Origin of the sequence: Streptomyces sp. NPDC127114, assembly GCF_042677525.1 — a bacterium.
Taxonomy (GTDB): Bacteria; Actinomycetota; Actinomycetes; order Streptomycetales; family Streptomycetaceae; genus Streptomyces.
Window position 1 is genome coordinate 206,742 of record NZ_JBHXTJ010000006.1, and the last position, 25,959, is coordinate 232,700.

The window sequence follows — 25,959 nt, forward strand, 5'->3', positions numbered from 1 at the left end:
GCCGGGTGCACCGCCGCCGGCGGGCGTCCCGTGCGTCAGACGTCGCGGCTCCTGCGCAGGAGCCAGACGAGGTACGGGGTGCCGACCAGCGCCGTGACGATGCCCACCGGGATCTCCGTCGGCGCGAGCAGCCAGCGGCCCAGGGCGTCCGACGAGACGACCAGGACGGCGCCGAGGACGGCGGCCATGGGCACCATGCGGGCGGTGCCGTTGCCGACGATCCGCCGCGCCAGGTGGGGCGCGACGAGGCCGACGAAGCCCACGGCGCCGACGGCGGCCGCCGTTCCCGCGGCGAGGACCGCGCCCGCGCCGAGGACGAGCAGCCGCGCCCGACCGAGGTCGAGCCCGAGGGCCCGCGGCAGCTCCTCGCCCAGGGAGAGGAGGTTCACCGGGCGGGCGGCGACCACAAGGAGAACGGCCACGAGGGCGGGCAGCGCCAGCCAGCCCAGGGCCGAGAAGTCCCGGCCGTACGTGCTGCCGGCGAGCCAGCCGAGGGCGGCCGAGATGTTCATCTGCGCGCCCACCACCATGATGTTGACCAGCGCCATGGAGGTGGCGGCCGCGCCGATGCCGACGAGCACCACCCGGGTCGGGTCGATCCCGGACCGGCCGCCACCGCGGGTGCCGCGGGCCACGAGGAGCACCAGGAGCAGCATCAGCACACCGCCGACGCCGGCCGCGGCGGGCAGGGCGACGAGCGGCGCCGACGGGACGAGCAGGATGATCGTGATCGCGCCGAGGGACGCCCCGCCGGTCACGCCGACGAGTCCCGGTTCGGCCAGCGGGTTGCGGACGACGGCCTGCACGGCCGCCCCGGCGACGGCCAGGCACGCGCCGGCGAGGGCGGCGACCAGGATGCGCGGCAGCCGGAACGAGACGACGGCCTCGGTGATCTGCTCGGCGGAGCCGGTCAGCGCGGCCCCCAGCTGGCTCCAGCTGACGGGCACGTCACCGACGCGCAGCGACACGGCCATCGCGACGGCCAGGGCGACGAGGCCGCCGCCGAGCGCGACGGCGTATCCGGGCGCGCGGCGCCGGTCGGAGACCACCACGGCGGCGCCGGTGTCGGCGTCGCCGGTGCTCACCCGCCGGGCCAGGGCCATGAAGACCGGTCCGCCGATGAGCGCCGTGACCACGCCGACCGGGATCTCGGCGGGCTGGGTCGCGGACGGCGTCACGATCAGCTGGGCCGCGGCGTCGGCGCCCAGGACGAGCGCGGAGGCGAGCAGGGCCGCCATCGGGACGAGCAGGGCGTGCCGTCGCATGCCCAACTGCCGTACGATCACGGGCCCGATGAGCCCCACGAAGCCGATCGGGCCGGCGAGCGAGACGGCCGAGGCGGACAGCAGGACGGCGAGCAGGAAGGCGGCGGGGCGGATCCGCTCGACCCGTACGCCCATCGCCTGCGCGGTCTCGTCGCCGAGCGCGAGCAGGTCCAGCGGGCGGGCCAGGAACGGGGCGGCCAGCGCGCCGACGAGGACGACGGCGCCCAGGGTGAGCGGCCGTTCCAGGCCGGACTGGAGCAGGGTTCCGTTGCCCCAGAAGAACAGCCCGCGGGTGGCCTGCACGTCGAGCATCTGCAGGAACTCGGCGGCCGAGGTGGCCGCCAGGGCGACGGTCGCCCCGGCGAGCAGCACCCGTCCCGGCGTCAGCACTCCCCCGCTGGTGAGCAGATAGACGAGGCCGACCGCGAGCAGTCCACCGAGGAACGCCGCGCCGCCGGCGGGCACCGGGCCGAGGCTCACGCCGGTGAAGGCCACGAGGACCACGGCGAAGTACGCTCCGGCGTTCACGCCGAGCGTGTCGGGCGCCGCCAGCGGGTTGCGGGTGGCGCCCTGGACGAGCACGCCGGAGATGCCGAGCGCGACGCCGACGACGAGGCCGGTCAGGGTGCGCGGCAGGCGGCTGCCGACCAGGACGTCCTCGGTACGGGCGTCGCCGTGTCCGAGCAGCAGGTCCAGGATGTCGCCGATGCCGACGCCGGACACGCCCAGGCCGAGGTGGACCACCACGACCGCGGCGAGGACGAGGGACAGGGCGCCGCCCACGAGCAGGGCTCGTGGGCGGCGGCCGGTGCTTCCGGCCGGGGCGGCGGCCGTCAGTCCTTCCGAGACCATCAGACCTTCAGGGCCTTGCCGGTCTCGTCCAGGATGTGCTGCGCGGACAGCGGCCCGCCGAAGAGCCAGGTGCCCGGGTCGAGCGGCAGCGCCTTGTCGTTCTTGACGAAGGGCAGCCCCTTCCACACCGCGTTGCCGGCGAGGTCGCCGGTGAACGGGTTGTCGTTGTCGGCGGCGACGTACAGGAAGGTCGCGTCCTTCTCGACCTGCGTCAGACCCTCGACGCCGACGGTGGTCATGCCCCACGCGTCGGACTGGCCCTTCCAGCCGTTCTTCAGCCCGGCGAGGTTGAGCACCTGCGGGGCGATGGCGTCGTCGGTGAGCATCCGGATCGAGGCGGCGCCGTTGGCGGTGAAGCCCTGGGCCAGTGCGTACTTGAGGCCGCCCTTGCCCGCCTTGTCCAGCCTGCCCTTGAGGTCGGCGGCCTTGGCGTCGATCTGCGCGGTCACCTCGGCGGCCTTGCTCTCCTTGCCGACCGCCTTCGCCAGCTCGGTGAAGTTCTTCTTCATCGTGGCGAGCTGGGGCTTGGTGGTGTACGTGAAGGACAGCACGGGCGCGATGGCCTGGAGCTGCTTCAGGTTGGCCTTGGAGCGGTCGTTGTCGATGACGATGAGGTCCGGCTGGAGCGCCTTGATCTTCTCCAGGCTGGGCTCGTTGCGGCTGCCGACGTCGGTGACCTGGGCCGGCAGGGCAGCGCCCTTGGCGGTGATCCAGGTGCCGTAGCCCTTGTTGTCGGCGTTGCCGACGGGCGGCAGGCCGACGGCGACGAGCTCCTCGGCGTACGTCCACTCCAGGGTGACGACCTTCACGGCGGGCTTGTCCAGCGAGACCCTGCCCTGCGCGGTGTCGACGGTGATCTTGGCGCCGGTGGTCGTGTCGCCGGTCTTCTTCCCGTCGTTCGCCTCGCCGACGGTGCCGCCCCCGCAGCCGGCGGCGGTCAGCACGAGGGCCACGGTGGCACCGCCCGTGGCGAGGGCGCGCAGCATTTTCTGCATGGTGAATCTCTCCTTGTGTACGGGCTGTACGGGCAGTGCGGGCAGTGCGGACACCGCTGTCGGCGGGGCGCGGGAAAGTACGTCGCGGGTTCGGGACGTGGTGAGGACGTGGCGAGGACGCGGTCGCGACGGGCCGGGTCGGTTCAGGACGCGGCGGAGGCCTCGGACCGCTGGGGAAAGCACGCGAGGTATCCGGTCGCGGGGTCGCGGACGACGTTGACGCGCAGCCCGAAGGCGCGCTGGATGACGTCGGGGTTGAGCACCTCGTCGGGGGTTCCTGAGGCGGCGACGCCGCCGTCGGCCACCACGACGACCTCGTCCGCGTAGGCGGCGGCCTGCATCAGGTCGTGCAGCACGACGCCACAGGCGATGTCGTGTTCGCGGGCGAGCCGGCGGACGACGTCGAGGACGTCGAACTGGTGCCGCATGTCGAGGTAGGTGGTGGGCTCGTCCAGGAGGAGGACGCCGGCCCGCTGGGCCAGCACCATGGCGAGCCAGGCGCGTTGGCGTTCGCCGCCGGACAGTTCGTCGAGCCGGCGGTCGACCAGGGGCCGTGCGTCGGTGACGTCGAGGGCCCAGTCGATCGCCTCGGTGTCCTCGGCGGTGTGCCGGGCGAGGGCGCCGCGGTGGGCGTAGCGGCCGTGGCGTACCAGCTCACGGACCGTGACCCCGGCGGGTGCCTGCGAGGTCTGGGGAAGGAAGGCCAGGCGCTGGGAGAGCGCGCGGCGGCCGAGCGAGCGGAGCGGCTCGCCGTCGATGCGGATCTCGCCGCCGATCGGCGGGAGCAGTCCGGCCACGGTGCGCAACAGGGTGGACTTGCCGCAGCCGTTGGGGCCGACCAGGACGGTGATCTCACCGACCCGTAAGGACAGGTCCACCTGCTTCAGTACCGTCCGGCCGCCATGACCGACGTCCAGATCGTTCGCCATGAGGCGGACGTCACCCATGGACACCACTTTCCCTCCCGCCGTCGAACCGACCGCGCCACCATACAACTTAGGTAAGGCACGCCTTAGGTGTCAGGCATCCTCCGGTGCGGCTTGTGACCATGTCGAGATCTCCCGCACCACCGTGCGCCCCTTCGCGCACGGGCAACCCCCTTGTCCGCAGGGCCACATGAGGATAGAGAGCGCCCTTCTCCGGCCAGGGAGGCGAGGCGGCGGGAGGTGCCGGACGCACGCCTCTTGACGGAGCGTTTCCGGCCATGGGAGAAAGCGCTTGCCGTCCCGGTTGTCGTCCGGCAGGTCACCGGCCGCCACCCATGCGACGGCCCTTCACCGCCCGTGCGTCATCTCCCTCGCCCCCGAGAGGCAGTCACATGCATCCGGTGCCCTTCCCCGCCGACCCTGGCCGTCCGTCCCGCCGCGGGCTGCTGCGAGCCGCCGTCGCCGCGGCGGCGCTCGCGTCCGTCCCCGTCGCCGCCACGGCGGGCCCCGCGGCCGCCGCGGAGGCCGCCGACGCGTACGGCGCCCTGCGCCTGGCGTGGCGGGATCTGATCCTCGGAACCGGTTTCTCCCCGACCGCCGAACCCTTCGCGAGCAAGCTCGCCACCCTGGGCTCCACCGCCGCGAACCTGCGCTCCACCATGTCCCGGGCGGCCGGCTCCCTCTGGCCCGACCTGCCTTACGCCGACCCGGAGCCCGACACGGACGCCGAGTCGTACACCTACTCCGGCAACCTCAACAGCAGTTTCCACCGGCTGCGCACCATGGCCGAGGCGTACAGCCAGCCCGGCACCGGGCTGACCGGGAACGACGCGCTGCGCGACGAGATCCTCGCGGGCGTCGACCACCTCCACGACCAGGCGTACAACGCGGGGCAGACCCGGTACGGCAACTGGTACAGCTGGCAGATAGGCGCTCCGCAGGCGCTGCTCGACATCGACGTGCTGCTGTACGAGCACCTCGGGGCCGCCCGCATCGCCGACCACTGCGCCGCTGTGGACCACTTCGTGCCCGACAGCGCCGTCGCCTCCTACAGCGGCACCTCCACCGGCGCCAACCGCGTCGACCTGTGCCGCGTCCTCGCGCTGCGCGGAGCGGTGGGCGGGGCCGCGCCGAAGCTCGCCCTCGCCCGTGACGCCCTCTCCCCCGTCTTCCCCTACGTCACGACGGGCGACGGGCTCTACCGGGACGGCAGCTTCGTCCAGCACCTCTACGTCCCCTACGCGGGGTCGTACGGCTCCGTCATGCTCGGCGGACTGTCCTTGCTGTTCGCCCTGTTGAAGGGCACGGCCTGGGAAGTGACCGACCCCGGCCGCCAGGTCGTGCTGGACTCCGTGGAGAAGGCGTACGCGCCGTTCCTCTTCAACGGCCTCGCCATGGAGCTGGTGTCGGGGCGCGCGATCAGCCGCGGCGTGCAGAAGAGCGACCCGGCCGGCCTCCGCCAGGACGACCACCTGCGCGGACACGGGATCATCGCCTGCATCGCGCTCCTCGGCGTGAGCGCGTCTCCCGCCGAGAAGAGCCGCTGGGACCAGATGATCAAGGGCTGGATCGCCCGGGACTACTACCGTCCGGTGCTCGCCGGCCCCGCCCTCGGCGTCGCGCAGCTGGCCCGGCTCAAGGCCGTCGACGACACCGTCCCGACGGGCTCGGCGGAGCCGACGGGCCACCGCCTCTTCCCCTCGATGGACCGGGCGGTGCACCGCAGGCCCGGCTGGGCGGCCGCCGTGGCGATGGCGTCCCAGCGGATCACGTACTACGAGAACGGCAACGGCGAGAACCTCCGGGCCTGGCACAGCAGCTCCGGAATGCTGTACTGGTGGGGTGGCACGTTCGCCAACGGGCAGTACACCGACGACTTCTGGCCCACCGTCGACCCCTACCGGCTGCCCGGCACCACCGCGTCCCGCAAGCCCCTCGCGGACGGCGAGGGCGGCACCTGGGGCGCGGCGCGCCCGGACGTGCGCTGGGTCGGCGGTGCGACCGACGGCACCTACGCGGCCGTCGGCCAGTACCTCAAGGGCCTCTCCTCGACGCTGCTGGCGAAGAAGTCCTGGTTCTTCCTCGACGACGCGGTGGTCTGCCTGGGCGCCGGCATCCACGGCCGGGACGGCACGGGCGTCGAGTCCGTCGTGGAGAACCGCAACCTGGGCCCGTCCGGCACGCACGCCTTCACCGTCGACGGCGCCGCCCAGTCCACCGCCCTCGGGTGGAGCGCCACGCTGACCGGGGCGCGCTGGGCCCATCTGGCCGGCCACGCCGGATACGTCTTCCCCGGCGGCGCCACCGTCAGGGCCCTGCGCGAGGCCCGCACCGGGGCCTGGTCCGACATCAACCGCTCGGCCGTCACCGATCCGGTCACGCGCCGCTACCTCGCCCTGTGGTTCGACCACGGTACGGACCCGACGTGGGCGACCTACGCCTACGTGCTCATGCCGGGCGCCACGGCCCAGCAGACCGCGGCCCGCGCCGCCGACACCTCCTGGCTCGGGGTCCTGGCCAACACCAACGAACAGCAGGGCGTCCAGGTCCCCTCGCTCGGCGTCACCGCGGTCAACTTCTGGCTCCCCGCCACCGTGGGCCCGCTGACCGCCTCCCAGCCGGCGAGCGTCCTGATCCGCGAGACCGGCGCCACCGCCACCGTCTGCGTCTCGGGCCCCCTGCGCACGGGCGACGCCATCGACCTCACCTGGAACCGCCCCGTCGCCTCGGTGACCGCCAAGGACCCCTCAGTCGAAGTCCTCTCGACGGGCACCGCCCTGAGGCTGCGCGTCACGCCGGGCACCCTGGGCGCGGTGCACAAGGCGACGGTGTCGCTGGGCTGAGCCGGCCGGGGGCGGCTCCTGGCTCGCCCGTCCGGCGCGCGAGCTCGGCCCGTCGCAGCCGGCGCCAGCGGGGTCCCGGGTGCTCGCCCGTGGGCAGGGCGAGCACGTCCGTTTCCCCCGACGCGGCGAAGGGCCAGCGTGCGGTCGCCGCGGAGGCGGATGCCTCGGTCATCCGGCCAGGTTCTCACGCGCCCGGATCAGTACAGCGGCGACTGGGGCAGGGAGTGGTCCGGCCAGAAGGGGTCGTGCGGGGGCTGGGGCGGGTTGGCGCGGGCTTCCGCCGCGGCGTTCGCCAGGCGGCTCGGCCATTCCGCCGCCCACATCAGGGCGACCGTTCCCACGAGGGGCCAGAAGCCGTCGACGTGGAGCAGACCGGTGAGCCACACGACGAGCCAGAGTGCCAGCACGTTGAGCGACACGAGGACCAGTGACGCCACTCCGGGTACGGGCAGTGTCAGGGTGAACCGGAAGCGCAGGTCGAAGAGGGCGGCGACGACGGCGAGCGTCAGCCATCGCGGGTCCGCCGCCTGCACGCCGTCCAGCCACACCTCCGCGAGCGCCAGACCCGCCCCGGCCAGGAGCAGGCCGCTCAGGGAACGCAGCGCGCCGCGGCGGCGGCGCTTCACCGGCACGGCGAGCACGAGCTGCAGCACCGTCTCCACGGCGGCGACCACGAGCCCGGCGGTGACGACGGCCTTGAGCCCGCCGTCGAGCCGGACGTCCAGGCCCAGCGCGGCACCCAGCTCCGTCCCGGCCCACAGCCCCGCCGGCCCCACCACGAGCAGGACGACGGCCGCGAGCGCCATGCCGAGGCCGACGTAGACGAAATGTCTGCGCAGCGGCGCGAAGAACTCCCAGTCGGAGCCGCCCCAGTCGGGCTCCTCCGCCATGCGCCGCTGATTCCTCGTCACGGCCCGCCCGAGCAGTCGCGTCAGGGGCAGGGGGACGAGCATGACGAAGGCGATGAACACCGTGGCGAGAACGCCCACGGACCCCAGGCGCTCGCCCGCGGTGCCACCGATCCGTAACCGGCCCACGACCTCGGAGGCCACCCACACCCCGCCGGCCGCGCACACCAACCTTCCGATGATCCGCGCCGTTGTCTTCATGAAGCCAGAATCCCGCCGGGAACGCCACGACGGAACCCCAACGGCACGGAGTCGCCGTGACACCGTCTCCGCGCCAGGTGCCGATTCACTGCGGGCGGTTGAAGCGGCGGGCGGCCCACAGGAGGGCGGCCGTGCCGACGGCCGCCAGGAGGCCGGCTTCGAGCAGCAGGGGAGGCTGCCGGCCGGCCCACTCGACGCCGCCGGTGGCGGCCTGGTCCGGTACGCGCAGGGCGATGCAGCGGCGCAGCAGGTCGACCGCGTGGGCGAGGGGATTGGCGTCGGCGACGGCGCGGACCCAGCCCGGCAGCGTCGTCAGGGGGAAGAAGCCGCCGGACAGGAACAGCAGCGGCATCATCACCAGGCCGAGCAGCGTGTGGAAGGTCTCCGCCCGGCGGAGGCCGACGGCCAGGGCGAGGGCCAGCGCGGTGACGGTGAAGGAGGCGAGGACCATGCCGGCGAGGAGCAGGAGCAGGAGCAGCGGGTCGTAGGGAAGACCGACGTAGCCGGCCAGGGCGAGGAGCACCGCGCCCTGGGCGGTGGCGACCAGGGTGCCGCCGGCGCAGCTGCCGAGGAGCAGGGTGGCGCGGTGGACCGGGGCCATCAGGAGTTCTCGCAGGTAGCCGCTCTGCCGGTCAGTGATCAGCCGGACGCCCACCATGACGGCCGGGGTCTGCACGGTCATCATCAGCATGCCGGGGAAGAGGTAGCCCTGGTAGCCGACGCCCAGCCGGGAGCTGGGAATGAGCGCGGCCAGGCCGCCGCCGAGGACGAGCAGGTAGAGCACGGGGTGGAGCAGCATCAGCGCGGTGTGGGTGCGCTGGCCCGCCAGGCGCAGCAGGTCGCGGTGGACGAGGGCTCGCACCGCCCGCAGTTCCCGCCGCAGACGGTCGGTCCCTACGCCGTCGCCGACGCCCTTCGAGGCCCGGGCGGTCTCCGAGGCGCGAGAGGTCTCGGAGGCGTCGCCCGGTGGTGCGCCGCCGGTGCCGCCCGAGGCCTCCGGTGTGAGCGTGGTCATGGGCCGCCTCCGGTGTCCGCCGTGGCCGGGGACGCGGCGGAGCGGGCGTCGAGGCTGCGGCCGGTGTGGTGGAAGAAGACGTCGTCGAGCGTGGGCGGCGTGGCGGAGGCGGCGTGCACGGCGATGCCGTGGCCTTCCAGTGCCGCGCACAGGCGGGGGATCCAGGCGCTGCCGCCGCGCACCCGCAGCCAGAGGCCGCCCGCGTCCACGGTGACGGCGCGGTCGGGCGCGACCCCGCGCACGACCTCCCGTGCCGCCGCGTCGTCACTCGTGCGCAGCGCCACCCGGTCGTCGCCGATCGCGGTCTTCAGCGCGGCGGGCGTTCCCAGGGCCGCGAGCCGGCCGTGGTCGATGATGGCGATGCGGTCGCAGTTCTCCGCCTCCTCCAGGTAGTGGGTGGTGACGAAGAGGGTGGTGCCGTGCCGGTCGCGCAGTGCGCGCAGGTGGTCCCAGACCTGGGCGCGGGCATGGGGGTCGAGTCCGGTGGTCGGCTCGTCCAGGAACAGCACGCGCGGGGCGTGCAGGAGTTGGCGGGCGATCTCCAGCCGGCGCCGCATGCCGCCGGACAGGGTGCGTACGGGCGCACGCCGCCGGTCGGTCAGCCGGGCCGTCTCCAGCACCTCGGCGGCGCGTGCGCGGGCGTCGCGGCGGCGCATCCCGTAGAGGCGCGCGTGGACGTGGAGGTTCTGTTCGACCGTCAGGTCGGTGTCCGTGGCGCTGTGCTGGAAGAGGATGCCGACCTGTCGCCGTACCTGGTGGGGCTGGGTGAGCACGTCGGCGCCGGCCACCGTGGCGTGACCGGACGTGGGGCGGGCGAGGGCGCACAGCAGGGCGATGGTGGTGGACTTCCCGGCGCCGTTCGGGCCGAGGAAGGCGAAGGTCTCGCCCTGGGAGACGTCCAGGTCGAGGCCGCGTACGGCGTGGGTGACGGTGCCCTGCGGCCCCGGGTAGCTCTTGACCAGGCCGCGCGTGCTGACGGCGGAGGCGGGGTCGGGCCGGTGGTGCGGGGCGGGCGGGCCGGCGGGCGCGGCTGTCGTGACGGCTGCTCGGGCGGTTTCGGCGGTGCCGGCGGGCGCGGCTGTCGTGACGGTTGCTCGGGCGGTGTCGTCGGCACCGGCGGGTGGCTGCATGTGGTCCGTTCCTGTCTGGCTCCGTGCGTCATCCCGGCCGGCGGCTGTCCCGGGCAGCTGCCGGCCGGGGCGACTGTCGGCCTAGGCGCAGCTGACGCCGATACAGACGGTGTTGAGGAGGGTCAGCAGTCCGACGCACTCGCACGTCGCGGCGAACGGCGCCCCGTCGGCGCCGACGGGTTCGGTCTCCGGCAGGGCGTGGAGCCGGGCCAGCAGTTCGAGGTCCTGGTTTTCCATGGGTGACTCCCTTTTCCGTGTTCCTTTTCTTCGGGGACGGCGGCAGAACTTCCTGCCGCTCAGACCGGCTGCTGGACCATCCAGTGCCGGGGACCGGCGTGGCGGACGCGCAGGAGGAAGGCGAGGATTCCGGCGGAACCGTCGCTCCAGCTGGTCGAGACGTCGCCGTACTCGTTGGGGAAGACCATGTGGCCGTTGCGAAGGGCGCCTTCGGCGAGGATGAGGCGGGCCAGATCCTCGGCCATGGCGTGGTAGACGGGATCACCTGTGGCCTCGGCCATGTCGAGGAGGAAGTCGCCGTTTCCCGCGAGCCCGTGGCACTGGGTGAGCGGGGCACGGGCGGCGCGTTCCGCGACCGCGTGGGCGCTGCGGCGGGCGAGCTCCCCGAACCTCTCGTCTCCGGTCGCCTGCCACAGGCGGACGAGGAAGGTGCCGATGCCCGCCGCGCCGTGGCACCAGTACGCGGCCGTCGGCACGTCCGTGGCCTTGGCGGGCCACTGGGCCGCGTCACCCGTGCGCACGGCGTTGGCCACCAGGAGCTCGCCGGCCGCGACGGCCAGGTCCAGGTGCTCCTGGCGGTGCGAGACGGCCGCGGCGGCGAGCAGGAAGCAGCCGATTCCGGCCGTTCCGTGGGCGAAGCCCAGGTAGCGCTTGCCGGCCTCTCCCGACGCGGCTTCCGCGGGAACCTCCCAGCCCGCTCCGGACGGCTCCCGCCGGACGGCGGCGGCCAGCCGGTCGGCCGCGTCGACGGCCAGTGCGGCGAAGCGCGGGTCGCCGGTGCGGTGCCAGAGGTGGACGGCGGCGAGTCCGCTGCCCGCGGTGCCGTGGGTGATGTCGTGGCCGGGCGTGGACCGCTGCGGGGCCAGCGCCAGCTCCACCGCGTGGTCGGTGAGCCGGCGGTCGTCGACGGCGCGCGCGGCCTCGTACAGGGCCCACGCCGTTCCGCGACCGCCGAAGTGCAGGCCGGGGCGCGTGGAGCGGGTGTCGGTGCGGCGGGCGATCCAGTGGCCCGCGGTCGAGATCGCTCCGGGCAGGCGCGGGTCGCCGGTGAGTGCGTGGTACCGGGTCAGTACGGCGAGGACGCCGGCCGCACCCTGCTGCACGGTGCAGGGGTCGGTCTCTCCGGCCGTGGTGGACACGGGCCACAGCCGGCGGTCGTCCGCCGGGGTCATGGAGTCGACGAGGTGGCCGACGATCGCGGCCACGGGGTCGTGGTCGGGACGACGGTCGGGCCCTGCCGGCCGGGCAGCGGCGGCGCGGCGGTGGCCCGGCGGCGCCGGATCCCCCGCTCCGGGGGGCTCGGGAGCGCGGACCTCGTCACGGGGCAGGGCCTCGCGGGCCAGGGCCTCGCCTGCTGCCAGTGCGTCGCCCGCTGCCAGGGTCTCGCGCGTCATCGCCTCGCGTGGCAGCCCCTTGCTTGTCAGTGCCTCACGTGCCGGTGCCTCGCCCGCTGCCAGTGCCTCGCGTGCCTTCGGCGGGTCCCAGCGCTCGGCGGGCTCGTCCTTCATCAGTCCCAGGACCATGTCCACGAGGGCGTCAGGCAGCCCCAGCGGGCCGGTGCAGGCGGCCAGCCAGGCGGCGAGGCGCTGCTCCGGGGTCCTGGTGGCGGGCTCCTCGGGCAGCAGGTGGGGCACCTTGCCGGCCAGGACGAAGCAGAGGGTGGCTCCGAGGCTGTAGTAGTCGGCCGTCGGGCTGACCGGTGCGTCGGCCAGGCGTTCGGGAGCGCTGAATCCGGGGGTCCCCACGCGGGTGGGCAGGGCGCGCTCGTCCTGCCGGACGGCGAGTTCCAGGTCGATGAGGCGGAGTTCGCCGTCCGGGCGGACCATGACGTTGGCGGGCGTGAAGTCCCGCAGGACGCAGCCGTGGGCGTGCGCCGCCGCGACCAGCTCCACCAGGCGGGCGGCCTGGGCCCGTGCGTCGGCGCGGTAGCGTTCGCCTCCCACGTCCCGGAAGTGCTCGGCGACCCAGGTGCGCAGGGTGACGCCCGGCACCTCCTCCTGGGCCAGGAACAGGTGCCCGCCGTGCTCGAACACCGCGAGCGGTTCCGGAGCGAGCCCCGTGCCCCTGAGCCGTTCCAGCGTCCGGGCCTCCGCGCGCAGCCAGTCGCGTACGTCGCTGCCGGAGGCGTCGGCCTCGACGTGCGGCCGCGTCTCCTTGATCACCACGGGTGCGCCGGTCCGGAGGTCGGTGCCGCGGTAGACGCCGCCCTTGTTCGTGTGCCGGATCGCCTCCCGTACCGCGAAGCGGCCGCCGAGCACCACCGGCCCGCTCGTCGCGTCCGCCGTGCGGGGCGGGGCGGGCACCGTGGCGGGAAACGGGCAGACCGCCCAGGAGGGCGGGGAGTACCGGCCGGTGCGCCTGTCCTCCACGGGATTGCCGTCCGGGTCCTCGATGTACCAGACCAGCAGGCCGTCCTCCGCGAGGCGCCGCCGGCCGACGAAGGCGCCGTAGCGGTAGTGCACGAGGCTGTTCACGGCGTAGGGCTGGTCGGACAGGATCCTGGGGCCCGGGAGGCCCGCCGTGGCCTGGTGGAGGTCCTGGGCGAGCCGGGTCGCGGCGTCGTCGGAGCGCGGGTAGACGGTGATGAACTTGCCCGAGCTTCCGCGGGGCGTGGCACGGGAGTTGAGCGCGCTCACCTGCTCCAGCGAGCGGGCGAACTTGAACGCCGACTCCTCCCGCAGGAGCACGTCGAGGGCCTTCGCGAGGACCGTGGGCGCCGAGGCGGCCGTCGCCGAGAGGTGCAGCTTCCAGCCCTGCTCGCGCCGGGTCCCGGACCGGGGCGCGACACGGCACCACGTCTCGTCCGTGCCGGTCGTCCAGCGCGCGCCCGTACCCGTGGCGCGCAGCGCCTGGTGCAGCAGGTCTTCAAGCCCGGCCTCGGTGGCGTGGCTCGTCATGGGTGCCCCTCTCAACGGTGAGAACCGCCGGCAGGAACGTGCCCGGTGACATAAACCGACCAACGCGCACCCGGCCCCATTCACTTGAACCGGCGAGCGCACGGCGCTCTTCGCTTCCTGGGCGCCGCGCCGGGCGCACGGGAGACGGTTCCAGGCGCAGAAGAAGACGCCGGGCGCTCGTGGTGGCCGGCCGGGCCGCACGGGGATCCCCGCGGGGCGCCGCCGCGCACGCGCGGCACAGCGCACGCACGGCGGCGTCGGGTCAGGGCGACTGCAGGGCCAGCCGGACCGCGAAGCCGATCAGCAGGAGGCCGGTGACCTGCTCGATCCGGGCGCGGACCCGCGGGCGGCGCAGGACTCTGCCGAGGCGGTCGACGGTGATGACGTACAGGCTGAACCACAGCAGGTACAGCGCCGCGAACACCAGCGACAGGGCCATGGCCCTGGGGAAGACCTGGCCGTCGGGCGGCAGGAACTGCGGCAGGAAGGTCACGAAGAACAGCGCGACCTTCGGATTGAGCGCGTTGGAGAGGAAGCCGTACCGCACGTATCTGCCGCCGGCCCCTTCCTCCTCCGCCCCGTCGCCGCCGTCGGGCGGCCCGGACTGCTCGCGCAGCGTGCGGCGGGCGCCGCGCAGGGTCGCGATGCCCATCCAGACCAGGTACACGGCGCCCACGACCTTCAGGACGGTGAACGCCGTGGCGGAGGCGAGCAGCACCGCGGAGATGCCGAGGACGGCGGCGCCGACGTGCACGACCAGACCGAGGACGCCGCCCACCATGGTGAGCAGGCCGGCCCGCCGGCCGCCGGCCAGGGCGCTGCGGGTGATCAGCGCCTGGTCGGGTCCGGGGATCATGATGAGGACCAGGGACGCGGCGGCGAAGGTCAGCACGGCGCGTTCCTCTCCCCCGCGACCGCCGCCGTGAGGGCGCCGGAGAGTGCCCGCAGGACCGGGGCCGGCCGGTCCCGGAGGTAGAAGTGGCCGCCCGGGAAGCGGCGTACCGTCACCTCGGCGTCGGTCAGCTCGCGCCAGGCCTCCAGCTGCTCGGCGGTGACCCGGTCCTCCGTGCCTCCGAGCACGGTGACGGGGACGGACAGGGGCGCCTCGGGCCGGTGCGCGTAGGTCTCCAGGACCTGGTAGTCGGCGCGCAGGGCCCGGGCCGCGAGGGTCGCCAGGTCGTCGTCGGCCAGGACCTCGGGCGGGATGCCTCCGTGCAGCTCGGAGACGGCTTCGAGGAGCTCGCGGTCGCCCAGCAGGTGCAGCCGGGAGGCGGCGCGGGGCAGGTGCGGGGCGGGGTAGCCGGAGACGACGAGGTGGGCGGGCTGCGGTCGGCCGGCCGCCCGCAGCGCGCGGGTGAACTCGAACGCGACGAGCGAACCGAAGCTGTGTCCGAAGAACACGAAGGGTTCCGCGGCCGGCCGTACGCCGTCGAGGAGCGCGGCGACCAGCGCGTCCATCGACGTGATCACGGGTTCGCCGGTCCGCGAGCCGCGTCCGGGCAGCTGCACGGCGTGCGGTTCGCCGGCCCTGAGGTCGCGGGCCCAGCGCAGGTACTCGGCGGCGGAGCCGCCCCCGTGGGCGAAGCAGTAGAGCTTGGGGGCGGCCGGCCGCGGCGCCCCGCCGATGATCCAGCGGGGCGGCGTGGAGGTGCTCACGGGTCGCTCACACTCCCGCGGGCTGTGGTGCCGTCAGGTGCCGGGCGAGGGCGTCCGCCGTGAAGTGGTCGAACACGTCCCTGGGCCGTACGGGCAGGGCGAACTCGTCGCCGAGACCGGCGCACATGACGAGGGTGGTGGCCGAGTCGACGCCGAGCTCGTCGAGCGGCGTGGCGGGGTCGATGTCCTGCGGCGGTACGTCGAGGATCTCGGCGAGGAAGCCGAGGACCCACGCCACGATCTCGTCGGCGGAGGGCCTGCCTCCGGCGCGAGGTGGCGTGCCGCCGGTGCCGGTGTGCTGGGTCTGCTGGGTCTCGTTCATCACTTCTCCCCGGGCATGAGCTCGGACGGTCCGAGGAGCTGCTCGAGGTAGCCGTCGAGCGCCTCGACCGTCGTGTACTGGAGGACCGTGCCGACCGGCACGGAGACGTCGAACGCGGTCTGCAGATGGGCGACGAGCCGCGCGGCGAGCAGCGAGTCGCCGCCCGCGTCCAGGAAGTCGTCGTCCAGGTCGACCCGGCTGAGGCCCAGGACCTCGCGCCAGATCTCGACGAGCTTGCGCTGCCGGTCGGTGCGCGGCGGCCTGGCCGGCTTGCCGCGGCTCGCTCCGCGTGCCCCCGCCTTGGCGAGCGCCGCGCGGTCCACCTTGCCGGTGGCGTTCAGGGGCAGCTCCTCCAGGGCGAGGATCTGCGCGGGCACCATGTGCCGGGGGAGGCGTGCCGCCGCGAACTCCCGCAGGGCGTCGGGGGCGAAGCGGCGGCGGGTGTCGGGTGCCTGGGCGACGATCACGTCGAAGCCGACGGAGGCGGGGCCGCCGGTGACGGTGAGGACCTGGCTGCGCGCGAAGCCGGCGGCGGCGAGCTCGGCGGCCCACTGCTCGCGGCCGAGCAGGCAGTGGCGGGTGCGCAGTTCGGTGTCCTCGAAGTTGTCGAAGCCCTGCTGGAGTCCCATGACGAGGTCGAACCACGGGTGGAAGGTGGTCTGCTCGACCATGAGGAGGATGCCGCCGGGCGCGGTCATGGAGCGCAGGTTGCGCAGGGTCGGGCCGATGCGCCGCATGTCGTGCAGCACGCTGGCCGCGACGAGGAGGTCCGCGGCCTGGTCGCCGAAGCCCTGGACGGCGGGCGGGAGGTCGAGGTCGAACAGGTCGAAGCGGAGCGCCGGGTGGTCGGCGAAGACGGTCCTGGCCCGGTCGGTGAAGTAGCGCGAGATGTCGGTGAAGAGGTATTCGGTGCGGTCCTCGGGCAGCAGGGGCAGCAGGTGCCGGGTGAGCGAGCCGTAGCCGGAGCCCACCTCCATGGCCTTGAGGGTGCGGTCGGCGGGCCATCGGGCGGCGAACTCGCGTACGGCGTCGGCGGCGGCCTCGTACGTGGGGCCGAAGAGCCGGTCGTAGACGCCGGGGGTGCGGTCGGAGGCGTACAGCTCGGCGGAGTGGACGCTCTGGGTGAGGACGTCGGCGAGGCCGTCGGCGAGGGTGAGCATCCAGTCGGTGACGTCCTCGTCGATGCCGAGGACGTCCTTGAGGACGCCGCGCGCACGGCCCTTGAGCTCGTCGGGCAGGGCCTCGGGCAGCGGGCGGGCGACGGTCGTCCCTTCGGGTCCCGCGGCAAGGTGCCCGGTCTCCTCCAGGCGGGCGACGGCGCGGGCCAGCCACCGTTCGTAGCGGGGCGCGACGCCCGCGCCGCGCAGCGCCGCGGGGTCGAAGACGGCGCCCGGCTCGTGCGGGAGGCCGAAGGAGCGGAAGGCGGCGGCGGTGGCGAGGGTGTACACCTCGTCGAGCACGTCCCAGGCGGCGCGCAGCCGTTCGGGGGCGGGTCCGGCCCCGGGCCGGCCGGCCGTTGTGCCGAGGGCCTGCCAGAGCTCCGCGCTGGTCGCGGGCTCGGCGTGCTCGGTCACGAACAGCGTCTCGTCGCGGGTGGAGGGGACGACGTAGCCGTGGAGGCGGGCGGCGCCGGCGCCGTCGGCGGACTTGACGACGACCGAGGCGTCCACGCCGGGGTGCTGGGAGAGGGTGGCCTCGATCTCGCCGAGCTCGACGCGGTGGCCGTTGATCTTGACCTGGCCGTCGCGGCGGCCGAGGAACTCGATGGTCCCGTCGGTGCGGTAGCGGCCGAAGTCGCCGGTGCGGTAGAGACGTTCGCCGGTGCGCGGGTGGGTGACGAAGGCGGCGGCGGTGCGCTCCTCGTCGGCCCAGTAGCCGCGGGCGAGTCCGGTGCCGCCGATGTACAGCTGGCCGGCGGTCCACACGGGGCAGGGCTCCATGCGCTCGTCGAGCACGTGGAAGGTCTGGTTGCGCAGTGGCACGCCGTACGGCACGCTCTTCGCGCCCTGCGGGACCTCGTCGACGGGGTGGTGGATCGACCAGATCGAGGCCTCGGTCGCGCCGCCGAGGCTGATGATCTCGGCGTCCGGCCACAGGTCGTGGATGCGGCCGGGCAGGTCGACGGGTATCCAGTCGCCGCTGAGCAGGACGAGACGCAGCCGCTCGGGGATCTCGCCGCCGGCTTCGAGGTGCTCGACGAGCATCTGCATCTGGGCCGGTACGGAGTTCCACACGGTGACGCCGTGCTGGGCCATGAGCTTGGCCCAGTGGGCCGGTTCCGAGCGCATGTCGGGGTCCGGCAGGACGAGCCCGGCGCCCACGGCGAGGGTGCCGAAGAGGTCGTACACGGACAGGTCGAAGCCGAGGTCGGCGAGGCCGAACACGCGGTCGTCGGGGCCGACGCGGAAGCGCTCGTTGATGTCGGCGACGGTGTTGAGCACGGCGCCGTGCTCGATCATGACTCCCTTGGGCGTGCCGGTGGAGCCCGAGGTGTAGAGGACGTACGCCAGGTCTCCGGGGCGGGCGGGACCGGCCGGAAGACGGCCGGCGGGCGCTTCCGGGGCGGCGGGGCCGTCGACGAGGAGGCGCGGGATCCCGTCGGGCCACTCCAGGGCGGCGTCGAGGGCGCGGTCGGTGACGATCGCGGGGGCCCGGCCGTCGGCGAGGATGCGGGAGCGGCGCTGCGCGGGGAGGGCGGCGCCGACGGGCAGGTACGCGGCGCCGGCCATCATCACGCCGTACGCGGCGGCCACCTGCTCGGGGCTCTTGTCGAGGGTGATGCCGACGAGCCGGTCGCGCGGCTCGCCGTCCGTGGCGGCCGCCACCTGGTGCCGTACGGCCTCGGCGCGGGCGGCGAGTTCGCCGTAGCTGACCTCGCGGCCGGCGGTCAGCACGGCGGGCCGCTCCGGGTGGGCGGCGGCCCGGTCGAGGAAGGGCTCGTGGAGCAGGCCGGCGGGGCGCGGGCCCTCGGTCGCGTTGGCTTCCGCGCGTGCGGTCAGCTGGTGCCCGGGCAGGTCGACGGTGAGTTCCTCGTCCCAGGGGCTGTCCTCGTGGGCGAGGCGGGCGACGGTCGCGCAGTAGGTGGCGAACATGTCGTCGAGGAGGCCTTCGGGGAAGAGCTCCTCGACGCAGTCCCAGGTCAGGTCGAGGGAGCCGGTGAAGTCGACGACCTGGTGGTCGAGCCAGACCTGCGGGGTCTGGCTGACCCGGTAGGAGATGTCGCCGAAGTAGGCCATGGCGTCGCTGACGTCGGCGGCGGTGCCGAGGCCGCTGGTGAAGACGACGGGCATCGTCTCGAAGCCGCTCTGCAGGCCGAGCCGGCGGCGTTCGCGCAGCGTCTGCAGGGCGCTGACCTGGCGGTGGCGCAGGTCCTTCTGGAGCTGGGTCTGGGTGGCCTCGGCGCGTGCGGTCAGCGAGCGGCCGGTCGAGGCGTCCACTTCCAGGAGGCAGATGGAGGTGAAGTCGCCGACCATGCGCCGCAGATGGGGGTGGACGACGCGCTTGCCGGCCTCGTTGCGGTCCAGGAGCAGCGGCAGCCGGTTGAAGAGGGTGAGGTTGAGCGTGAAGCGCCGGGTGCCGCTCCAGACGGCGAGCACCTCGGAGAAGACCGCGGCGAGGACGGCGGTCGGTGTGAGGCCGCGGGCCTCGCAGCGCTCCTGCAGCCGCTTCCAGTCGGCTTCGGGCAGGTGGTACTCGCGGTGGGTGAAGCGGGGCTTGTGGACGGAGACGGGCGACTTGGCGAGCGGCAGGTCGGGCGGCGGGGCGAGCGTGGCGGCGCGGGAGGTCCAGTAGTCGAGGGCCTTGCGGTGCCGGGGTGCCTGGGAGCCCTGCTCCAGGGCGAGCGCGTAGTCGCGGAAGGTCACGTCGACCGGAGGCAGTCGCAGCTCGGCGTCCTGGCAGAGCGCGCTCCACTCGCTGAACAGCAGCGTGAGGCTGGCCAGGTCGACCATGAGGAGGTCGAGGCTGACGTGCAGCCGGTCGTGGTCGGGCAGCCGGGAGAGGCGGATGTCGAACAGGGGCCAGTCGGTGGCGGTGTAGACGTGGTGGGACATCTCGTCGCGTATGCCGGTCAGCACGCGCTCCGCCTCTTCCGGCGGGGCCGACCGGAGGTCGGTACATCGGACCTCGAACTTCGGCACGGAGGCGAGGACGCGCTGCTGTCCGTCCTCGTCCACGACCGCGCGCAGCATGTCGTGCCGCTCGATCAGGGTCCGCCAGCCGTGGGAGAGCACGTCGGGGTCGAGGCGTCGTCCTTCGAGTTCGAAGTAGGCGTGTGGCGCCACGTTGCCGAGCACGAAATTGGAGCCGCGACCGACCCAGTAGGCGTACTGGATCTCCGTCAGCGGAAACTTCTCGAACCTGTCGTCGCTCCGGGGTGTCCGGCTCGTACGACCGTTGTCCGTCATCGTTTTCCCTCTTCGTCTGTTTCGGCTTCCACCGGATCACGGAGGAAGTCGTGCGACCCGCTACCATTTGTTGAAGACGCGAGAGTTGAAGGAGTAAGGAATCGGCACCGACGAAGGCCCGCCCGCCCGGCGCAGACCCGCCGGGGGCATGCCGAAGGCGCCGCCCTCGGCGGCGCACCCTTCCCGATCGCCGACCTCCTCGCAAGCCCCCGTGACGTCCTTTCGGACAGCCCGTACGAATGGGCCCGCCAATTAGAACCACCGCGAACCCGGGGGTCCACGGTGAGGACCCTCACGTTTCACCGTGACGGCCGGAAACACTCCCTCGGACCGGCCCCGAGAAGACCTCTGCGCATGGACTTCTCCTCCGGTAAGGGAATTCTCGGAGTATGACGGATGACGCGAATTCGCCGGGCGGCGGCGAAGACCTGACAGAGAAACTGACCGAAAACGACTGAACCTCTGGGCGCGCTGTTCGATCGGCGTCCGCCGGGGGCTCCCGGTTCGTCGGCGGGGTGCGCCGGACCGATTATTCGCCCGCCCGGCGCAAGCTCCGGCGCGCCCGTGGCCGCCCGGGGAGGGCGGGGCGGCAGGGTCTCCAGGGCGGCCCCGCGGGCGGCGGGGCGCGGGAAGCGGCGGGATCGTCAGGGAGAAGACGGATGTTCCTTCGCAGGCACAGGAACCGCTGGAACGCCCGCGCGAAGGCGGCGGTCGTCCGCGGGTTCGACGCGGCCGACGGGCGCCTTCCGCTCGCGGAACTCGCCCGCGGCGCCCTGCGGAAGGCGTTCCCCGACCACTGGGCGTTCCTGCTCGGCGAGATCGCCCTGTACGCGTTCGTCGTGCTCCTGCTGACCGGGGTCTACCTCACGCTGTTCTTCGACCCGAGCATGGTGGAGACCGTGTACACCGGCCCGTACGCCCCGCTGCAGGGGCAGCGGATGACGCAGGCGTACACGACGACGCTGCGCCTCAGCTTCGAGGTGCGCGGCGGGCTGCTGATCCGGCAGGTGCACCACTGGGCGGCGCTGGTGTTCGTGGCCGCCATCGCCGTGCACATGCTGCGGGTCTTCTTCACGGGAGCGTTCCGCAAGCCCCGGGAGGCCAACTGGGTCGTGGGGGTGACGCTGTTCGTGCTGGCGATGCTGGAGGGCTTCGCCGGCTACTCGCTCCCGGACGACCTGCTGTCCGGGACCGGACTGCGCACGGCGGCCACGATCGTCGGCTCCGTCCCGGTGCTGGGCACGTACCTGGAAATGGCCCTCTTCGGTGGGCAGTTCCCGGGTCAGGTGGTCATTCCCCGGCTCTACGTGCTGCACGTGCTGCTCGTCCCGGCGCTCCTCGTCGCGCTCGTCACCCTGCACCTGCTGCTCGTGTTCTACCTGAAGCACACGCACTGGGCGGTGCCCGGGCGGACCAACCGCAACGCGGTGGGGCAGCCGATGGTCCCGCACTTCGTCACCAAGTCCTCGGGACTGTTCCTGCTGGTGTTCGGCACGCTGACGGTGACGGGCGGCATCGCGCAGGTCAACCCGGTGTGGAACTACGGCCCCTACCGGCCCGACCAGGTGTCGGCCGGCTCCCAGCCGGACTGGTACGTCGGCTTCCTGGAAGGCGCGATGCGGCTGATGCCCGCCTGGGACACGGTGGTGGCCGGCCACACGATCATGTGGAACGTCTTCGTGCCCACACTGGTCCTTCCCGGCGTGCTGTTCACCGCGCTCCTCTGCTATCCCTTCCTCGAGAAGTGGGCGACGGGCGACCGCGCGGAGCACCACCTGTGCGACCGGCCCCGCAACCGCCCTGCCCGGACCGCCCTCGGAGTGGCCGGCATCGTCTTCTACGCCGTGCTGCTGCTCGCCGGCGGCAACGACGTCATCGCCTTCACCTTCCGGATCTCCGTCGAGACGATCACCTGGCTGCTGCGCGTCGCGCTGGTGCTCGGACCGGTCCTGGCCTTCGCCGTGACCAAGCGGATCTGCCTCGCGCTCCAGGCGGCGGACCGCCGCCGGCTGACCCGCGGCGAGGAGACCCGCCAGGTGGAGCAGGCGGTGTACGGCGAGCTGTCCGGCCGCCACCGGCCCGTCCCGGCCGACGTCCGGTACCGGCTGCTGGTACGGGAGTCCCCGGAACCCCTGGCGCTGCCCGAGGGCGGGCCGGTGTCCCGCCGGCTGCGGCTGCGGGCCGCCCTGAGCCGCTTCCTGCTCGCCGACCGGGTGGTGCTCCCCGCGCGGGCGGAGGAACGCGCCGCGGTCGCGGAGCGCACGGCGCCGCCCGCCCGGGTGCTCGTGCCGGAGGGCTCCGGAGAGGGAGCGGCGGTGCCGGCGGCGGAGGAGGGCGGCGGCGGTCGCGCGGCGGGTGGCGCCGACGAGGACGTGACGCCCTGACGGGACCGCCCCGCCGGCGGCCCTCGTCTACCGGCCCTCGTCCTCGCCCGCGTACTGGAAGACCAGGCCGCCGACGCCCGCGGCGAGGGCGCCGAGGCCGATCAGGGCCAGCCACAGACCGTAGACGACACCGAGCGCGAGGACGGCCGCGCCGGTGGCGATGAGCACCGGCCAGCCGCTGTGCGGCGGGAACAGGTCGAGCGGGCCGGTCCGGTCCCGCACCTCGCCGTCCCGGCGGTCCTCGGGCCGCGGCCCGTTGACGCGGTGGTGACGGGCGAAGAAGAAGCAGACCAGCAGCGCCATCAGGAAGGCCACGGTCAGCGCGGCGATGCCCGCGGGTTCACGCGCCCAGACCCCGTACAGGACGTCCACGGCGAGGAAGAAGCCCGCCGTGACGGCGAACACGAGCGCCTCGGCTCTCATCCGTTCTCCCCTTCCTCCACTGCCTTCCGCACGCGGTCCCGCACGTCTCCCGTCCACGTCCCGGGGCCGGGAGACTGCGGGTGGTGCAGGTCGGAGGCGGGCGAGTCGGAGCGTACGCGGGGAAGGGCGAGGAAGTTGTGCCGGGGCGGCGGACACGAGGTCGCCCACTCCAGCGAACGGCCGTACCCCCACGGGTCGTCCACGCCCGCCTCGCGTCCCCGCGTCCGGGTGCGCACCACGTTGTACAGGAACGGCAGGGTCGACAGGCCGAGCAGGAAGGAGCCGAGGGTCGAGACGGTGTTGAGGAGTGTGAACCCGTCGGCCGCGAGATAGTCGGCGTAGCGCCTCGGCATGCCGCCCTCGCCCAGCCAGTGCTGCACCAGGAACGTCGTCTGGAATCCGGTGAAGAGGGTCCAGAAGTGGATCCGGCCCAGGCGTTCGTCGAGCATCCGTCCGGTCCACTTGGGCCACCAGAAGTAAAAACCCGCGAACATCGCGAAGACGACGGTCCCGAACAGCACGTAGTGCAGGTGCGCGACGATGAAGTACGAGTCGGTGAGGTGCAGGTCGAGCGGGGGCGAGGCGATCAGCACACCGCTGAGCCCGCCGAGCAGGAACGTGACCAGGAAGCCGATCGCGAACAGCATCGGGCTCTCGAAGGACAGGCTGCCGTGCCACATGGTGCCGATCCAGTTGAAGAACTTGACGCCCGTCGGCACGGCGATGAGGAAGGACATGAGCGAGAAGAACGGCAGCAGCACGGCCCCGGTCGCGAACATGTGGTGCGCCCACACGACGGCGGAGAGCATGGTGATCCCGATCGTCGCCCCGACCATGCCGACGTACCCGAAGAGCGGTTTCCTGCTGAACACCGGGATGATCTCGGAGATCACGCCGAAGAACGGCAGCGCGACGATGTAGACCTCCGGGTGCCCGAAGAACCAGAACAGGTGCTGCCAGAGCAGGGCGCCGCCGGAGGCCGCGTCGAAGACGTGGGCGCCGAACTTCCGGTCGGCCTCCAGGGCGAGCAGCACCGCGGTGAGCACGGGGAAGGCGAGCAGGGCGAGGACGGAGGTGAGCAGCACGTTCCAGGTGAAGATCGGCATCCGGAACATCGTCATGCCCGGGGCCCGCAGGCACACGATCGTGGTGATGAAGTTGACCGAGGTGAGGGTGGTCGCGACGCCGGAGAGGACCAGTCCCATGGTCCACAGGTCACCGCCCGCTCCGGGCGAGAACACCGGCCCGTTGAGCGGGGCGTAGGCGAACCAGCCGAAGGACGCGGCTCCTCCGGGCACGACGAAGCCGGACACGACCATCAGACCGCCGAGGGCGAAGAGCCAGTAGGTGAGGGCGTTCAGCCGGGGGAAGGCCACGTCGGGCGCGCCGATCTGGAGCGGCATGACGGCGTTGGCGAAGCCGGCGAACATGGGGGTGGCGAAGAGCAGCATCATCACGGTGCCGTGCACGGTGAAGAGCTGGTTGTACTGCTCGGCGCTGACCAGGGACAGGCCCGGCCGCGCCAGTTCGGCGCGCATCACCATGGCCAGCAGCCCGGCGAGCAGGAAGAACGCGAACGACGTGACCATGTACAGGTAGCCGACGACCTTGTGGTCCGTGGTCGTCAGCAGCCCCAGAAACCTGACTCCGGACCGGATCCGCCGGTCCACGGCCGTGTCCGCGACCGTCGGCGCGGGCGCCGTGTCCCGGCTCTCCGGCAGCGCGCTGTCCCGCCGCATCGTGCACCCCAGTGTCTCGTCGGCCAAGGCCGAGGCCCGTGCCGCGATCCTGCCGCCGTACGGGGCGACGGGGAGGCCGCCGGGCGGCGACGCGCACGGAATTCACCGGTTCGTCGCCGAGGACCAGCCGGGGCGGGACGCCCCGGACTCGCGGGGCCGTGCCGACGGTCCCACTCCCCCGGGCAGGGTGAAGGCGGGCTCCCGGTCGGGGAGTCCGCCTTCGGTGAGGGGTTCGTCGGGTGACGGCTCATGGGTCCGTCACCTGGGGGTTCGGAGTCGGTCGGGTGGAGGGTCAGGGTTCGTCGGGCGGGCGGCCGCCGGGGATTCCGCCGTCCGGGGCGACGCCCTTCTCCGCGCGCCCGTGCCGGCCTGCCTGGTTCCCGCCGCGGTCCCGGGGAGCCGCGTGCCGCCCGGTCCCCTGCTGCGCCGTCTCCTTGTGCTCGTCCTCACGGTGGGCCTGCCGCTCCTTGAGTTCGGCGAGGTCACGCGGCGTGGCCGAGGTCCTGCCTCCGCCGGGCTGCGGACCGCTCCGTGATCCGTTCATGGCCGCCTCCTGATGTCGTACGGGTCCGCCCGGTCAGCGGTCTGCCGCCTCCTCCGGCCCGCTGCGGGGCCAGCGCAGGAGCGCGCCGATGCCGCCTGCCGGGATGTCGGCCGAGCTGTCGCCCGGCACCATGACGGCCTCGCCGCCGGTCGCTGCCGCGCTCAGCACGAGGGCGTCGTCCGCGCGGGCGGCGTGCGGGCTTCCGGCGCCCAGCGACTCGGCCTCGGAACGCCGTACCGCCACCTGGTCCGGCGCGTCGCCGACCCAGACCTCGCGGCCGGAATCGGCTCCCTCGGGGCTGATCAGCAGCGTGTCGACCCGGTGCTGCCGGACGGCGTCGACCACCGCGGGGATGCCCTCGACGGCCGTACGGTCCCGGTCGCCGTCGCCGCGGCCCGCACGGAAGCGGTCGAGAACCGCCTCGGTGCCCTGGGCCGCCATCTCCATCCGGGCCGCCTCGACGTCGGCCATCAGGAGATCGGTGTCGGCTCCGGCGGCCCTGCCGCCGTGCTCGCTGATCCTGGTGATCTCCCTCAGGTCCGCGGGCAGCCTTTCGCGTACGGCGTGGCACTCGCGCGCGCCTCCGGCCAGCATCATCATCGCGGCGCCGTGGGCACGGCAGAGGTCGGCGAGCTCGTCGGCGATCAGGGCGGCGTTCTCCTCCCAGGTGTTCTCGACGGCGGCGTCGAAGTGCGTGGCCGACCAGTCGCCCGAGGACGCCTTGTGGAGGGGCCAGTCACGGCCTTCGACCGAGCCCGCCTCCTCCGCCGTGTTCGCCCCGTGGACGCGGTAGTCCGCGCCACTGCGGTCGACGCGCGCGACGAGGCAGACGGGCGCCTGTCCGACGGGTTCGAGCAGCGGCGTGACGTGGGGCAGGTCCGCCCAGAGCGCCTCGGTCACGCTCGGCGGCCGGTCGAGACCGCGGGTGAGCGCGACCCGCCCCTCCGCGGCGAAGAGCGCCAGGCCGCGCTGTCCGGTGTCGGGCTGCACCCGGTCCAGCGCCTCGCGCACCGCTCGGGTGGTCTCCTTGTCCGCGCCCTGTTCCTCCAGGGAGCGGCACAACTCACTCCAGGTGAGTTCCCGGCGCTCCGCCGACGCTTCGTCGGGCGGTCCGGTGGTCGCGTACACGGAGGCCCAGGGTCCCTTGTGGGCCACGGGCTCCAGGAAGTCGAGCTTCACCCTCATCACCTCGCACGCCGGTGTGGTGCGTTGATCG

The 25,959-nt window shown here is 73.4% G+C and carries 18 protein-coding genes; 2 read left to right on the forward strand and 16 right to left on the reverse strand.

The genetic code is table 11. The annotated features are described in order from the left end of the window. Nucleotides 1-35: 35 nt before the first annotated feature. From ACFVGS_RS09125 to ACFVGS_RS09135, 3 genes are all read right to left on the reverse strand, one after another. Nucleotides 36-2,117 carry an iron ABC transporter permease gene (locus ACFVGS_RS09125; protein WP_384408230.1) on the reverse strand — a complete coding sequence of 694 codons (2,082 nt, stop codon included), beginning with the start codon at nt 2,115-2,117 and terminating at the stop codon, nt 36-38. Next, nucleotides 2,117-3,112: an ABC transporter substrate-binding protein gene (locus ACFVGS_RS09130; protein ID WP_384408232.1), complete on the reverse strand. Its 996-nt coding sequence runs from the start codon at nt 3,110-3,112 to the stop codon at nt 2,117-2,119. The genes ACFVGS_RS09125 and ACFVGS_RS09130 overlap by 1 nt, the downstream gene beginning before the upstream one ends. Before the next feature lie 143 nt (nt 3,113-3,255). Continuing rightward, nucleotides 3,256-4,059 (reverse strand): ABC transporter ATP-binding protein, encoded by an 804-nt coding sequence (locus ACFVGS_RS09135; RefSeq protein ID WP_384408234.1) that lies wholly within the window; start codon nt 4,057-4,059, stop codon nt 3,256-3,258. Between the two features lie 371 nt (nt 4,060-4,430). Between ACFVGS_RS09135 and ACFVGS_RS09140 the strand changes: the two genes are divergently transcribed. Beyond that, entirely contained in the window at nt 4,431-6,881 is a 2,451-nt protein-coding gene (locus tag ACFVGS_RS09140; RefSeq protein ID WP_385691835.1) for a polysaccharide lyase 8 family protein, read from the forward strand. Nucleotides 6,882-7,078: 197 nt separating this feature from the next. Here ACFVGS_RS09140 and ACFVGS_RS09145 read toward each other — a convergent pair whose 3' ends face one another. The 9 genes from ACFVGS_RS09145 to ACFVGS_RS09185 all read right to left on the reverse strand — a co-directional run bounded on the left by ACFVGS_RS09145 (nt 7,079) and on the right by ACFVGS_RS09185 (nt 19,653). After that, nucleotides 7,079-7,990 (reverse strand): hypothetical protein, encoded by a 912-nt coding sequence (locus ACFVGS_RS09145; protein WP_385691838.1) that lies wholly within the window; start codon nt 7,988-7,990, stop codon nt 7,079-7,081. An 85-nt stretch (nt 7,991-8,075) separates the two neighbouring features. Further along, the gene (locus ACFVGS_RS09150; RefSeq protein ID WP_384408451.1) at nt 8,076-8,873 is read right to left on the reverse strand and encodes an ABC transporter permease; all 798 of its coding nucleotides are present in this window, start codon (nt 8,871-8,873) and stop codon (nt 8,076-8,078) included. A gap of 128 nt (nt 8,874-9,001) precedes the next feature. Then, on the reverse strand, nt 9,002-10,135 hold the full coding sequence (locus ACFVGS_RS09155; protein ID WP_385691841.1) for an ATP-binding cassette domain-containing protein: 1,134 nt from the start codon (nt 10,133-10,135) through the stop codon (nt 9,002-9,004). An 81-nt stretch (nt 10,136-10,216) separates the two neighbouring features. Next, a complete protein-coding gene (locus tag ACFVGS_RS09160) occupies nt 10,217-10,372 on the reverse strand; it encodes a VenA family class IV lanthipeptide (protein ID WP_384408242.1) in 156 nt (51 codons plus the stop codon). A 59-nt stretch (nt 10,373-10,431) separates the two neighbouring features. After that, the gene (lanL, locus tag ACFVGS_RS09165; RefSeq protein ID WP_385691844.1) at nt 10,432-13,269 is read right to left on the reverse strand and encodes a class IV lanthionine synthetase LanL; all 2,838 of its coding nucleotides are present in this window, start codon (nt 13,267-13,269) and stop codon (nt 10,432-10,434) included. Nucleotides 13,270-13,531: 262 nt separating this feature from the next. Next, a complete protein-coding gene (locus ACFVGS_RS09170) occupies nt 13,532-14,161 on the reverse strand; it encodes a LysE family translocator (RefSeq protein WP_385691847.1) in 630 nt (209 codons plus the stop codon). Then, nucleotides 14,155-14,925: a thioesterase II family protein gene (locus ACFVGS_RS09175; protein ID WP_385691850.1), complete on the reverse strand. Its 771-nt coding sequence runs from the start codon at nt 14,923-14,925 to the stop codon at nt 14,155-14,157. Before ACFVGS_RS09175 ends, ACFVGS_RS09170 begins: the two co-directional genes overlap by 7 nt. A 7-nt stretch (nt 14,926-14,932) precedes the next feature. Continuing rightward, the gene (locus ACFVGS_RS09180; protein ID WP_385691852.1) at nt 14,933-15,247 is read right to left on the reverse strand and encodes an acyl carrier protein; all 315 of its coding nucleotides are present in this window, start codon (nt 15,245-15,247) and stop codon (nt 14,933-14,935) included. Continuing rightward, nucleotides 15,247-19,653 carry an amino acid adenylation domain-containing protein gene (locus ACFVGS_RS09185; RefSeq protein ID WP_385691855.1) on the reverse strand — a complete coding sequence of 1,469 codons (4,407 nt, stop codon included), beginning with the start codon at nt 19,651-19,653 and terminating at the stop codon, nt 15,247-15,249. Before ACFVGS_RS09185 ends, ACFVGS_RS09180 begins: the two co-directional genes overlap by 1 nt. Nucleotides 19,654-20,312: 659 nt before the next feature. Here ACFVGS_RS09185 and ACFVGS_RS09190 point away from each other — a divergent pair. Continuing rightward, nucleotides 20,313-22,037: a cytochrome bc complex cytochrome b subunit gene (locus ACFVGS_RS09190; protein ID WP_384408254.1), complete on the forward strand. Its 1,725-nt coding sequence runs from the start codon at nt 20,313-20,315 to the stop codon at nt 22,035-22,037. A gap of 27 nt (nt 22,038-22,064) precedes the next feature. Here ACFVGS_RS09190 and ACFVGS_RS09195 read toward each other — a convergent pair whose 3' ends face one another. The 4 genes from ACFVGS_RS09195 to ACFVGS_RS09210 form a co-directional block, all read right to left on the reverse strand. After that, a complete protein-coding gene (locus ACFVGS_RS09195) occupies nt 22,065-22,460 on the reverse strand; it encodes a cytochrome c oxidase subunit 4 (RefSeq protein ID WP_384408256.1) in 396 nt (131 codons plus the stop codon). Next, a complete protein-coding gene (gene ctaD, locus ACFVGS_RS09200) occupies nt 22,457-24,199 on the reverse strand; it encodes a cytochrome c oxidase subunit I (RefSeq protein WP_384408258.1) in 1,743 nt (580 codons plus the stop codon). The genes ACFVGS_RS09195 and ctaD overlap by 4 nt, the downstream gene beginning before the upstream one ends. 292 nt (nt 24,200-24,491) lie before the next feature. Further along, nucleotides 24,492-24,743, reverse strand: coding sequence for a hypothetical protein (locus ACFVGS_RS09205; protein WP_384408260.1), 252 nt, complete (start codon nt 24,741-24,743; stop codon nt 24,492-24,494). 33 nt (nt 24,744-24,776) lie between these two features. Beyond that, nucleotides 24,777-25,922 carry a Vms1/Ankzf1 family peptidyl-tRNA hydrolase gene (locus ACFVGS_RS09210; protein ID WP_384408262.1) on the reverse strand — a complete coding sequence of 382 codons (1,146 nt, stop codon included), beginning with the start codon at nt 25,920-25,922 and terminating at the stop codon, nt 24,777-24,779. Between the last annotated feature and the right edge of the window lie 37 nt (nt 25,923-25,959).

What these genes read in the sequence shown, in the direction of transcription:
- ACFVGS_RS09180 (WP_385691852.1), bottom strand. Translation starts at nt 15,247, where the DNA reads ATGAACGAGACCCAGCAGACCCAGCACACCGGCACCGGCGGCACGCCA.
- ACFVGS_RS09130 (WP_384408232.1), bottom strand. Translation starts at nt 3,112, where the DNA reads ATGCAGAAAATGCTGCGCGCCCTCGCCACGGGCGGTGCCACCGTGGCC.
- ACFVGS_RS09205 (WP_384408260.1), bottom strand. Translation starts at nt 24,743, where the DNA reads ATGAACGGATCACGGAGCGGTCCGCAGCCCGGCGGAGGCAGGACCTCG.
- ACFVGS_RS09185 (WP_385691855.1), bottom strand. Translation starts at nt 19,653, where the DNA reads ATGACGGACAACGGTCGTACGAGCCGGACACCCCGGAGCGACGACAGG.
- ACFVGS_RS09190 (WP_384408254.1), top strand. Translation starts at nt 20,313, where the DNA reads ATGTTCCTTCGCAGGCACAGGAACCGCTGGAACGCCCGCGCGAAGGCG.
- ACFVGS_RS09145 (WP_385691838.1), bottom strand. Translation starts at nt 7,990, where the DNA reads ATGAAGACAACGGCGCGGATCATCGGAAGGTTGGTGTGCGCGGCCGGC.
- ACFVGS_RS09195 (WP_384408256.1), bottom strand. Translation starts at nt 22,460, where the DNA reads ATGAGAGCCGAGGCGCTCGTGTTCGCCGTCACGGCGGGCTTCTTCCTC.
- ACFVGS_RS09125 (WP_384408230.1), bottom strand. Translation starts at nt 2,117, where the DNA reads ATGGTCTCGGAAGGACTGACGGCCGCCGCCCCGGCCGGAAGCACCGGC.
- ACFVGS_RS09140 (WP_385691835.1), top strand. Translation starts at nt 4,431, where the DNA reads ATGCATCCGGTGCCCTTCCCCGCCGACCCTGGCCGTCCGTCCCGCCGC.
- ctaD (WP_384408258.1), bottom strand. Translation starts at nt 24,199, where the DNA reads ATGCGGCGGGACAGCGCGCTGCCGGAGAGCCGGGACACGGCGCCCGCG.
- ACFVGS_RS09155 (WP_385691841.1), bottom strand. Translation starts at nt 10,135, where the DNA reads ATGCAGCCACCCGCCGGTGCCGACGACACCGCCCGAGCAACCGTCACG.
- lanL (WP_385691844.1), bottom strand. Translation starts at nt 13,269, where the DNA reads ATGACGAGCCACGCCACCGAGGCCGGGCTTGAAGACCTGCTGCACCAG.
- ACFVGS_RS09135 (WP_384408234.1), bottom strand. Translation starts at nt 4,059, where the DNA reads ATGGGTGACGTCCGCCTCATGGCGAACGATCTGGACGTCGGTCATGGC.
- ACFVGS_RS09160 (WP_384408242.1), bottom strand. Translation starts at nt 10,372, where the DNA reads ATGGAAAACCAGGACCTCGAACTGCTGGCCCGGCTCCACGCCCTGCCG.